Source organism: Streptococcus mitis, assembly GCF_001579035.1.
Lineage (GTDB): Bacteria > Bacillota > Bacilli > Lactobacillales > Streptococcaceae > Streptococcus > Streptococcus mitis_J.
On the sequence record NZ_KQ970290.1, the window covers coordinates 155,948 to 166,562 of the forward strand.

General features: G+C 41.6%; 10 protein-coding genes and 9 tRNA genes. All 19 read right to left on the reverse strand.

What is annotated here, in order from left to right:
• The coding region (locus SMIDD26_RS13300) for an exonuclease domain-containing protein (protein ID WP_246747012.1) at positions 1-1,806 on the reverse strand (1,806 nt) is incomplete at its 3' end.
• Positions 1,807-1,909: 103 nt separating this feature from the next.
• Positions 1,910-3,991, reverse strand: a complete 2,082-nt coding sequence (gene fusA, locus SMIDD26_RS08950; RefSeq protein WP_000090345.1) for an elongation factor G — start codon at positions 3,989-3,991, stop codon at positions 1,910-1,912.
• A gap of 424 nt (positions 3,992-4,415) precedes the next feature.
• Positions 4,416-4,886, reverse strand: a complete 471-nt coding sequence (gene rpsG / locus SMIDD26_RS08955; RefSeq protein ID WP_000087873.1) for a 30S ribosomal protein S7 — start codon at positions 4,884-4,886, stop codon at positions 4,416-4,418.
• A 19-nt stretch (positions 4,887-4,905) separates the two neighbouring features.
• On the reverse strand, positions 4,906-5,319 hold the full coding sequence (gene rpsL / locus SMIDD26_RS08960) for a 30S ribosomal protein S12 (RefSeq protein WP_001142332.1): 414 nt from the start codon (positions 5,317-5,319) through the stop codon (positions 4,906-4,908).
• Positions 5,320-5,633: 314 nt separating this feature from the next.
• The gene (locus SMIDD26_RS08965) at positions 5,634-6,233 is read right to left on the reverse strand and encodes a response regulator transcription factor (RefSeq protein WP_061439872.1); all 600 of its coding nucleotides are present in this window, start codon (positions 6,231-6,233) and stop codon (positions 5,634-5,636) included.
• Position 6,234: 1 nt separating this feature from the next.
• Complete coding sequence (locus SMIDD26_RS08970; protein ID WP_061439873.1) at positions 6,235-7,332, reverse strand: sensor histidine kinase; 1,098 nt, start codon at positions 7,330-7,332, stop codon at positions 6,235-6,237.
• Complete coding sequence (locus SMIDD26_RS08975; protein WP_061439881.1) at positions 7,332-8,069, reverse strand: ABC transporter permease; 738 nt, start codon at positions 8,067-8,069, stop codon at positions 7,332-7,334. Before SMIDD26_RS08975 ends, SMIDD26_RS08970 begins: the two co-directional genes overlap by 1 nt.
• A gap of 1 nt (position 8,070) precedes the next feature.
• Positions 8,071-8,955 carry an ABC transporter ATP-binding protein gene (locus SMIDD26_RS08980; protein ID WP_061439874.1) on the reverse strand — a complete coding sequence of 295 codons (885 nt, stop codon included), beginning with the start codon at positions 8,953-8,955 and terminating at the stop codon, positions 8,071-8,073.
• Positions 8,942-9,136, reverse strand: coding sequence for a hypothetical protein (locus SMIDD26_RS08985; protein ID WP_061439875.1), 195 nt, complete (start codon positions 9,134-9,136; stop codon positions 8,942-8,944). Before SMIDD26_RS08985 ends, SMIDD26_RS08980 begins: the two co-directional genes overlap by 14 nt.
• The gene (locus SMIDD26_RS08990; protein ID WP_000390793.1) at positions 9,133-9,339 is read right to left on the reverse strand and encodes a hypothetical protein; all 207 of its coding nucleotides are present in this window, start codon (positions 9,337-9,339) and stop codon (positions 9,133-9,135) included. Before SMIDD26_RS08990 ends, SMIDD26_RS08985 begins: the two co-directional genes overlap by 4 nt.
• A 479-nt stretch (positions 9,340-9,818) precedes the next feature.
• Positions 9,819-9,892 (reverse strand) — tRNA-Pro (locus SMIDD26_RS08995).
• Between the two features lie 15 nt (positions 9,893-9,907).
• Positions 9,908-9,981 (reverse strand) — tRNA-Arg (locus tag SMIDD26_RS09000).
• Between the two features lie 11 nt (positions 9,982-9,992).
• A tRNA-Leu gene (locus tag SMIDD26_RS09005) sits at positions 9,993-10,078 on the reverse strand.
• 7 nt (positions 10,079-10,085) lie between these two features.
• A tRNA-Gly gene (locus SMIDD26_RS09010) sits at positions 10,086-10,157 on the reverse strand.
• A gap of 22 nt (positions 10,158-10,179) precedes the next feature.
• Positions 10,180-10,252, reverse strand: a tRNA-Thr gene (locus SMIDD26_RS09015).
• Positions 10,253-10,270: 18 nt separating this feature from the next.
• Positions 10,271-10,352: transfer RNA gene (locus SMIDD26_RS09020), tRNA-Leu, on the reverse strand.
• 5 nt (positions 10,353-10,357) lie between these two features.
• Positions 10,358-10,430 (reverse strand) — tRNA-Lys (locus SMIDD26_RS09025).
• A gap of 24 nt (positions 10,431-10,454) precedes the next feature.
• Positions 10,455-10,527, reverse strand: a tRNA-Asp gene (locus SMIDD26_RS09030).
• Between the two features lie 2 nt (positions 10,528-10,529).
• Positions 10,530-10,602, reverse strand: a tRNA-Val gene (locus SMIDD26_RS09035).
• Between the last annotated feature and the right edge of the window lie 13 nt (positions 10,603-10,615).

Consider the following 10,615-nt stretch of genomic DNA (forward strand, 5'->3'; position numbering starts at 1 on the left):
AATGTTGAGTCTAGCTAGATCGGTCACACTATGTTTTTCTGCTACTTCTTTGATAAAAATAAAGAGCAGGCGACCTGTAGCTTCCGCATCGTAGTTGGCCATGTGGTGATGTTCTAGGGCCACACCAAAACGCTTGGTCAAAGGTCCCAAACCATGACGTTTATACTCAGGATAGAGGTTTCTAGCAAACTCCAGCGTATCAATAACTGGCTGACTAATTTTAGGAAGACCATGACGCTCATAGTTGGCATTCATAAAGCCAACGTCAAAGGTCGCATTATGGGCAACTAGGACCGTATCCTTGCAGAATTCTTGGAATTCTTGCAAAACTTGTTCTAGTGGTTTGGCATTTTTGACGTGATCATCTGTAATTCCAGTCAACTCAGTAGTAAAAGCTGACAAGGGATGTCCAGGATTGATAAATTCATCAAATTCAGCAATGACATTCCCCTTATACATCTTAGAGGCCGCAACCTGAATCAAGTCATTGTAGATAGCTGATAGACCCGTCGTTTCCACGTCAAAGACCACATAGGTTGCTTCTGACAAGTCCATCTCCACTTCGTTATAAACGATAGGAACGCGGTCCTCCACGATATTGGCTTCCATACCATAGATCAGCTGGATCCCCGCTTTCTTAGCCGCCTTATAGCCGTGTGGGAAGGACTGGACATTCCCGTGGTCCGTGATGGCAACAGCCTTGTGTCCCCACTTAGCAGCTGTCGCAACGATTTCTTCAACCTCTGGTAGAGCATCCATGGTCGACATGTTAGTATGAGCATGAAACTCAACCCGGCGCTCACCTTCTGGCATTAAATCCTTCCGCTCATAGTGAACAACTTCCTGCACATCCTGCACATTCATAGTCAAATCGCGTGTGAAGTTATTCATCTCCACATTCCCACGCACTCGGAGCCAAGAATTCTTCTTGATAAGGTCAAATTTCTGGGCCTCTTCCTCATTTTTAACCCACTTTTGCATAGAAAAACTTGAAGTGTAGTCCGTCATTTTAAAGTTGATCAAAACACGCCCTGTTCTGGTCACTTTTTGCTCCACATCAAACACAACCCCTTCAAAGACCAGACGATTTTCCTCCGTCGTCACTTCAATCATAGGAGTAATCTCTGCCTTATCCAACTTCGGTTTAGCGGCAGCTTTTTTGGCCTGAAAATCAAAGGCTGGTTTCTCTTCTGCTGGAGGAGGTGCCATCTGTTCTAGTTGTTCCATAGCACGGAGCGCTTCCTCATTAGCAGCTTGAACAATCTGCTCATTTTCAGCATGAAATGCTTCTTCCTGCTCTTGAGTCAGCACATCATTCTTCTCTACTTGACAGATAAAAGTTGGAAAACCAAACTTCTCAAGTTGTTTGGCTAAATTAGGAAGATGATTTTTCTTAAAATGTTCCTTATCAATCGCCTCAGATCCTTCAATAAATAGCTGATTGCCTTCCGCACGAACTCTCAGATTTTGATAAAGGGACTTAAAACCTTGACTAGCACATGGCCCCTCAGAGAAAGCCTCCCTATAGTAGGACTGCAAGAGCTGATTTGAAAATTCTTGAGACCGAGCCTTGATTTCGAAAACAGCTTTATTCCCTGTCTTAGAAAATTCTTCGCTTAAACCCTTCTTTAATTCTAAAAAGATTTCAATTGGTAAAATATTAGAAAATACGAAATGAAACTCCCATACCTTACTAATTTTATGAACCACAACTCGCTCAATATCAGCCTGTGCTAAAGCAGGAGCCTGTCTCATTTCAGCAGGCATCCCCAGTTGATTCATCAAAATTTCAAAACTGTTTGACATTCATTTTCCTCACATTATTCTCCTACTATTTTACCATACTTAGAGGTATTTTCTAAAGACAAAAGGAAGCCACTAAGTGACTTCCTTCTAGAGTGAGGACTGATTAGTCTTCACCTTTATTTTTCTTAATGATTTCTTCTTGTACTGACTTAGGTACATCTTCGTAGTGGTCAAATACCATCATGAATGTACCACGTCCTTGAGATGCAGAACGAAGAACTGTTGCGTAACCGAACATTTCAGCAAGTGGAACGTAAGCACGAACGATTTGGCTGTTACCGTGTGCTTCCATACCATCAACACGTCCACGACGAGCAGTTACGTGACCCATAACATCACCAAGGTTTTCTTCTGGAACAGTGATTGTTACAAGCATCATTGGTTCAAGGATAGCTGGTTGTGCTGATTTAGCAGCTTCTTTCAGAGCAAGTGAAGCCGCGATCTTGAAGGCAGTTTCAGATGAGTCGACATCGTGGTATGAACCATCGTAAAGTTTAGCTTTAACGTCAACCATTGGGTAACCTGCAAGAACACCGTTAGCCATAGATTCTACCAAACCTTTTTCAACCGCTGGGATAAATTCACGAGGAACCACACCACCGACGATTGCGTTTTCGAATTCGAATCCTTTACCTTCTTCGTTTGGAGTAAATTCAATCCATACATCACCAAATTGACCTTTACCACCAGACTGACGTTTGAAGAATCCACGTGCTTGAGTAGAAGCGCGGAATGTTTCACGGTAAGATACTTGAGGAGCACCTACGTTTGCTTCAACTTTGAACTCACGACGCATACGATCAACAAGGACATCAAGGTGAAGCTCACCCATACCAGAGATAACTGTTTCACCAGTTTCAACGTTTGTTTCAACGCGGAATGTTGGATCTTCTTCAGCCAATTTTTGAAGGGCGATACCCATCTTATCTTGGTCTGCTTTAGATTTTGGCTCAACCATCAATTGGATAACTGGTTCTGGAACGTTGATTGACTCAAGGATGATTTTAGCTTTTTCATCTGTCAATGAGTCACCAGTTGTAGTATCTTTCAAACCAACGGCAGCAGCAATATCACCTGAGTAAACAGTGTCGATTTCTTGACGGCTGTTAGCGTGCATTTGAAGGATACGTCCGATACGTTCACGTTTACCTTTAGAAGTGTTCAATACGTAAGAACCTGATTGAAGAACACCTGAGTAAACACGGAAGAATGTCAAACGACCTACGAATGGGTCAGTCATGATCTTGAAGGCAAGAGCTGCAAATGGCTCTTCGTCAGATGCTGGACGAGTTTCTTCAGCGTCTGTATCTGGGTTAATACCTTTGATTGCTGGGATGTCAAGTGGGCTTGGAAGGTAGTCGATAACCGCATCAAGCATCAATTGAACACCTTTGTTCTTGAAGGCAGAACCACACAATACTGGGAAGAATTCAACGTTGATAGTCGCTTTACGGATACCAGCTTTCAATTCTTCGTTAGTGATTTCTTCACCTTCGAGGTATTTCATCATCAATTCTTCGTCAGTTTCAGCAACTGCTTCGATCAATTTTTCACGGTATTCTTGAGCTTGGTCAAGGTATTCAGCTGGAATATCTTCTTCAAGGATATCTGTACCAAGGTCGTTCGTATAGATTTCAGCTTTCATCTTGATCAAGTCGATGATACCACGGAAGTCATCTTCAGAACCGATTGGCAATTGGATTGGGTGTGCGTTTGCTTGAAGACGATCGTGAAGTGTGCTTACAGAGTAAAGGAAGTCAGCACCGATTTTGTCCATTTTGTTAGCAAATACGATACGTGGAACTCCATACTCAGTTGCTTGACGCCAAACTGTTTCAGTTTGAGGCTCAACACCTGATTGTGAGTCAAGAACGGTAACCGCACCATCCAATACACGAAGAGAACGTTGTACTTCGATTGTGAAGTCCACGTGTCCTGGTGTGTCGATGATGTTTACGCGGTGGTTGTTCCATTGAGCTGTTGTTGCAGCAGATGTGATAGTGATACCACGTTCTTGCTCTTGCTCCATCCAGTCCATTTGTGACGCACCTTCGTGAGTTTCACCGATTTTGTGGATTTTACCAGTGTAGTAAAGAATACGCTCAGTAGTTGTTGTTTTACCGGCATCGACGTGAGCCATGATACCGATATTACGAGTTTTTTCAAGTGAAAATTCGCGTGCCATGAGGTTTGTTTCTCCTATTTATTTTTGATTTCTATTCTATTATAACACGATTTTAATAAAAACGGATAGGCAGGACCTACCCGTTCTCAATGTTTTCATGCTATTGTTGGTTTCAGCTTACGAGCTGGTAAGTTGAGTTATAGCTAATACTAATCGATTTAGCTAATTTGAACCCGGGCTAAAGTTAATTAGCCGATTTGAGCCGGAACGGGATGCTGTGTGAAAAAGATAAACTTCCTTGTATTCGTCGAATACTGCGTCAGTTTCCTATTTTCACCTTGCATCCTTACCGTTCCTAGCATCATGATATAGTTGAGCTCAAGCTAAAAGTCTGGAGAAAAAGATGAATCTCATTAGTTGCAATCGCAACCTGCTTCGATTCCCTATTTTCTCTGAGACTTTCTTAACGCTTTCGCATCCTATCTTACCAACGGAAGTGTGCGAATGCGCGGTTAGCTTCAGCCATACGGTGAGTGTCTTCACGTTTCTTAACTGCTGCACCAGTGTTGTTAGCAGCATCCAAGATTTCTTTTGCAAGACGGTCTTGCATTGTGTGTTCACCACGAAGACGAGCGATTGTTACCAACCAACGAAGTCCAAGTGTTGTACGACGTTCTGGACGAACTTCAACTGGAACTTGGTAGTTAGAACCACCAACACGACGTGCACGTACTTCAAGTACAGGCATGATGTTTTCCATAGCTGTTTCAAATACTTCAAGTGCATCGTTACCAGTAGCTTCTTTGATTTGCTCAAAAGCACCGTAAACGATTGAAGCAGCTGTACCACGTTTACCGTCAAGCATAACGCGGTTGATAAGACGAGTAACTAGTTGTGAATTGTAAAGCGGATCTGGCAATACGTCACGTTTTGGAGCTCTATTTTTACGACTCATTTCTCTTTATCCCCTTTCCTTATGCTTTTGGACGTTTAGTACCGTATTTAGAACGGCCTTGTTTACGATCGTTAACACCTGCAGTATCAAGTGCACCACGGACGATATGGTAACGTACCCCTGGAAGGTCTTTTACACGTCCACCACGAAGAAGAACCACGCTGTGTTCTTGCAAGTTGTGTCCGATACCTGGGATGTAGGCAGTAACTTCGATAAGGTTGCTCAAACGTACACGAGCGAATTTACGAAGGGCTGAGTTAGGTTTTTTAGGTGTCATTGTTCCAACACGAGTTGCAACACCACGTTTTTGTGGTGAAGAAACGTTTGTTTGAACTTTTTTATGACTGTTGTAACCAACGTTCAAAGCTGGTGATTTAGATTTTTCTACTTTTGATTTACGCGGTTTGCGAACCAATTGGTTAATTGTAGGCATCTACATTCTCCTGTGTTTTTTTATTTTTGGTGATGATACACTTGGTGACAGCTATCATCTGTGTGTACTTTTGCAACATTTGTCAGCACGTCCCTGTACACTCTTGAGAGACCAAAAGTAAAAAGTACCGTCTATTATTGTAACAAATTTTTCCCTTGGTTGTCAAGATATTTTTCTTTTTTATTGTTAATTTTAGCTCCTTGGTGCCACCTTAGACGAAACAAAAAGGAGGAAACTGAGCCCCCTCAAGTTACAAATTATTTCATTGAATCACTTCAATTTTAGCAAATAATGGTTTCCTATATATGACAATATTACATCCAACCAGATTCTTTCGCTATATTAGCTGCCTCTGTTCGATTACCTGCATCTAGTTTTGAAAGAATATTGGTGACATAGTTTCGGACTGTTCCGTTGGATAGATAAAGTTTGTCTGCAATTTCTTGGTTAGAGAAACCCTGAGCAATTCCCTTTAAAACTGCGATTTCTTGCTCTGTTAATGGATTGGGATGCGTCATCACCACTTCCATCAATTCAGGTGAATACTCCTTGCCTCCTTCGAGGACGGTGTGCAAGGTTTTCATGAGGTCTGCAATGTTTCTTTCTTTTAATACATAAGCATCTACTCCAGCCTTGACCGCACGTTCAAAATACCCTGAGCGCTTGAAGGTCGTCACTACAACCACCTTTGTTTCAAGCTTTTCTGCTCGTATCCACTCCAAGACTTCAAGACCTGTCTTAACGGGCATTTCTACGTCAAGGATGACGATATCCACAGACTCCTTTTCTAATAGTTGGATTGCTTCTTGCCCATTCTTGGCTTGAAAGACAGACTTTACATCCGATTGAAGCGTGAGCAACTGGCACATGGCATCTCGCAACATACTTTGATCTTCTGCAACAAGTAGTTTCATCTTAGTTTCTCTCCTTATAAGGTAGTCGAACCTTAACTTCTGTCGGTTCTTTCCAACTAATTACCTTTACTTCTCCCGAAAATGGAAGAACACGATCTCGGACTGTATGGAGCTCATCTCCTTTTATAGAAGCGAAGCCACAGCCATCATCACTTACTGTTAGAATGAGTTCCTTCTCTGTCCGTTCTAATTTTAAGTAGACTTTAGACGCTTTAGCATGTTTGATGATATTGGTCACTAATTCAAGTAAAATCATAGAAGCCGTTGACTCCAATTCCTGGGTTAAGCTAGCTGTATCTAATTGATTAGCTATTTCCACCTCAATTCCAGCAATTTCTAACATCTTTTTCACAGTCTCTAGTTCGGATGCCAAAGTTCTAGACTTAAGATTTTCCACAATGGTTCGCACTTCATTCATGGAATCCTTGCTGATCTGGTGAATTTCTTTTAATTCCTTTTCCACCTGTGGATAAGCCTGTATTTGAAATAACTGCAAGGCTAGATCAGTTTTGACACTCAGCATAGCAAAGGTATGTCCCAAGCTATCATGCAAATCTTGACCGATACGACTGCGTTCATTTTCAGCAAGCAATAGATTTATCTGGGCATTTTGCTTAGCCTGAGCTTCTTTCAAATCCTCCACAATACGAATCCGAACCAAGCCAAAAGTCATTAAATCGACAAAAGCAAGAATTACAAGTAGATAGAATAGAAACTCAACTTCGATTCTCTGAAAAATCAAAAGTTGCCCCACAACAAGGACTTGAGCAAGGAGAAATGTCCAGACATGTAAAGACTTTAAACTACGTACGCCAAAATGATAACTTAAGAGATTGGATAGGAAAAAGAAAAACCAGATATAATTAACAGCAACAAAGGCAGTATTCCCAACTACATAAGTCAGCATGAGGCCCCAATATAGCCAAGATAGACGCTGGCTCTTAGTTGTTAAAACACCCAAATACGCCACTACAAATAGAATATCAATCAATAAATGCCAGGCAGAAAGCCATCCAGTCACTACAGGTAGGATGGGAAAAAGCATAAAAATCAAACTGGCCCAAAACATATAGTGTATGCTTTTCAGTCTTTCAAGCATTAAGCATTCTCCTTATGACCTTGAAGGTAAATGGTCAAACCAAACAAAACTGCTGAAAAAACAAGTAAATAAACTGTGGCTGATAAATTGATGCCACCCTCATTTAAGAAGGTCTTGATTAATTCCATCAACTGATAGGTCGGGAGACACTTACCTACTGCTTGCATCCAGTCTGGAAATAAAGAGATAGGCATCCAGAGTCCACCTAAAACAGCCAACCCTAGATAAAGAAGATTGCCCACGACAGCCATCAGCTGACTAGTTGGTAAGAGAGTCAAGGTCAAGCCAAGCGCTACAAAAGCAATACTTCCCATAATCAGCAAAATCGCAGCTCCAACCCAGCTTGCTAGAGGTATGTCCACACCTCTTACAAAATGCCCAACTGAGAAAACCACCAGGATTGAGACCAAATAATCAACCATCATACTTGTTATCTTTGATAGATAATATTCTACCATATTTACAGGGGTATGGCGCAATGTTTTCTGCCAGTTGTTGATTTTATCGGTATGTAAAACAGCTGGGAATGAAAACATAGCTGTCGACATCATGGAAAAAGCCGTCATGGAGATGAGGTAGTCGCGCATAAAATTAGCCGGTCCACCTGGTGTGTCCTGGTACATGCCTGAAAAGAATAAATAGAAGGCTGTCGGCATCCCTACGGATAATAGATAATAGACTAATTGTCGTTTGGTCAATAGAAATTCTATCTTATTTAATGCTATCCATTGTTTCATCTTAGTCATCTCCCTTTTGTGTTTCTTCAAAGATTGTATCCAGCAAGCTACGATTATTGACTTCAATTTCTTGAACCCTACATCCTGCTTGAACTAACAGTTCCCAGAAAGCATCTGCTTCACGTGTGACTACTTGTAGAGCATCCTGTTTTTGTGACCAGTTTTCAACCAAGTTTGACTGTTCGACAACTTCCTTGTATGCCAGAGGAAGGATAAAATGCTTTTCAATTCCCTCACTACGCATAGCTAGAGGCGTCGTATCACGAATCAACTCTCCCTTATTCAAGACCAAAATCCGGTCAGCTGTATGCTCTACCTCTTCGATGTAATGGGACGAATAAAGAATGGTGACTCCCTGCGCTTTTAGGTCCTGAACAATTTCCCAAAAACGTAGACGAGTAGAGGTATCCATAGCAGCAGTTGGCTCATCTAAAAATACAAGCTTTGGTCTGCCAATCAAGGTCAAGACAAATGAAAAGAGACGCTTTTGCCCACCTGATAATTTTTCTGCCAATTGTTCTTTTTGTTGCTTGTTAAACTGCAATAGTTGATCGACTTCCTGGTTGCTCAAGGGATTTGGATAAATACTTTGAAAGAAAGCAATCAACTCTTTGACCTTTAATTTCTGAACAATCACATTTTCTTGAGGCAGGTAGCCTCTAATATAGTCTAACTGAGAACTCGTCACTGACAAGCCTTGGATGGATACTTTACCGCTGGTGACTAGTTTGTCTCCAAGCAAACAGTCCAAAAGCGTTGTCTTTCCTGCTCCGTTTGGCCCAATCATGGCAACACATTCACCTTCAGCTACCTCAAAGGAAATATCCTTCAAAATAGCCTTACCCTTGATATTTTTATGTAAGCCTTGAACCTTAATCATGTTCATGATATTCTCCTTTCAGCCATTCCATCCCCATCGGAAAGGCGATAAAAATCAATAACTCCCACCCCCATGCACCACGGATGAATTGGCGAAGCAAGGTTTGAGCAAACCAACCTGTAAACATTTCTACCAACCATACCCCTAGTGACAGGCCGATAAAGAAATAGATGATCCCTCTCTTCATTCCTCAAACTCCTTTTTCACATCTCTGACTAATTTCAAACCTTCTCTAACAAGCCAAGACATCATTCCAAAGCCAGCAAAGACCTCCCAAGGAAAATGGTAGAAACCCTCATCCAATCCCGAAAATATGAGATAGGTCATAACTCCTGCTACTACTAAACTCACTGCGATAATCATTTTATTTCTCATCACTTCTTCCTCCATTTTATACTTCAATTATAGTCTTTTGAAATCAGAGGAGATAGAAGCTTCTGTCACTAGAAAATATGACAAATGTCATAAAAAATTCTGTTTAAAAGAATCAAGAAACATTACACAACAAAACACGGGTAGAAAAGAATCTATAGTTCCTTCCGTCAAAGTGATATCAAATTTAGACTATAACGTAAATTAATACTTATTTAAAATCAAAAAGAGTAGAAATTTTTATCAGACAAACACATATATTATACGTTGAACAAAACCCTTCTATTACTTTCTTAAAAATTTATAAGAGTTATAAAATCCCTTGAATTCAATGTGTATACCTAAACTACGGTATTTATTGAAAAGACTGGAGACAAAAAGTATACGCTGCCAAAATGAATTGCTGAAAATCAAAAAAGAGAGAACCAAACTGATTCTCTCTTAATGTATATAATATCTAGTTATAAAAATACACACTCACATATCTCTGTAATGAATCGGGAAGACAGGATTCGAACCTGCGACACCTTGGTCCCAAACCAAGTACTCTACCAAGCTGAGCTACTTCCCGAGTTAAATAGAAAAATGCACCCTAGAGGAGTCGAACCTCTAACCGCCTGATTCGTAGTCAGGTACTCTATCCAGTTGAGCTAAGGGTGCTCATTATATTATGCCGAGGACCGGAATCGAACCGGTACGATCGTTACCAATCGCAGGATTTTAAGTCCTGTGCGTCTGCCAGTTCCGCCACCCCGGCCTCTCTAAGCGAACGACGGGATTCGAACCCGCGACCCCCACCTTGGCAAGGTGGTGTTCTACCACTGAACTACGTTCGCACTGTTTTCTTCTATCTAAAAATGCCGGCTACATGACTTGAACACGCGACCCTCTGATTACAAATCAGATGCTCTACCAACTGAGCTAAGCCGGCTCATTTATTATATCTTAATGCGGGTTAAGGGACTTGAACCCCCACGCCGTTAAGCGCCAGATCCTAAATCTGGTGCGTCTGCCAATTCCGCCAAACCCGCATATATGACCCGTACTGGGCTCGAACCAGTGACCCATTGATTAAAAGTCAATTGCTCTACCAACTGAGCTAACGAGTCTAAAATAACTTACGTTATCTTAAACGGTCCCGACGGGAATCGAACCCGCGATCTTCGCCGTGACAGGGCGACGTGATAACCGCTACACTACGGGACCTTTGGGAGTTAACGGGATCGAACCGCTGACCCTCTGCTTGTAAGGCAGATGCTCTCCCAGCTGAGCTAAACTCCCTAGAGCTAAGCGA

What these genes read in the sequence shown, in the direction of transcription:
- fusA (WP_000090345.1), bottom strand. Translation starts at nt 3,991, where the DNA reads ATGGCACGCGAATTTTCACTTGAAAAAACTCGTAATATCGGTATCATG.
- rpsG (WP_000087873.1), bottom strand. Translation starts at nt 4,886, where the DNA reads ATGAGTCGTAAAAATAGAGCTCCAAAACGTGACGTATTGCCAGATCCG.
- rpsL (WP_001142332.1), bottom strand. Translation starts at nt 5,319, where the DNA reads ATGCCTACAATTAACCAATTGGTTCGCAAACCGCGTAAATCAAAAGTA.
- SMIDD26_RS08965 (WP_061439872.1), bottom strand. Translation starts at nt 6,233, where the DNA reads ATGAAACTACTTGTTGCAGAAGATCAAAGTATGTTGCGAGATGCCATG.
- SMIDD26_RS08970 (WP_061439873.1), bottom strand. Translation starts at nt 7,332, where the DNA reads ATGCTTGAAAGACTGAAAAGCATACACTATATGTTTTGGGCCAGTTTG.
- SMIDD26_RS08975 (WP_061439881.1), bottom strand. Translation starts at nt 8,069, where the DNA reads ATGAAACAATGGATAGCATTAAATAAGATAGAATTTCTATTGACCAAA.
- SMIDD26_RS08980 (WP_061439874.1), bottom strand. Translation starts at nt 8,955, where the DNA reads ATGAACATGATTAAGGTTCAAGGCTTACATAAAAATATCAAGGGTAAG.
- SMIDD26_RS08985 (WP_061439875.1), bottom strand. Translation starts at nt 9,136, where the DNA reads ATGAAGAGAGGGATCATCTATTTCTTTATCGGCCTGTCACTAGGGGTA.
- SMIDD26_RS08990 (WP_000390793.1), bottom strand. Translation starts at nt 9,339, where the DNA reads ATGGAGGAAGAAGTGATGAGAAATAAAATGATTATCGCAGTGAGTTTA.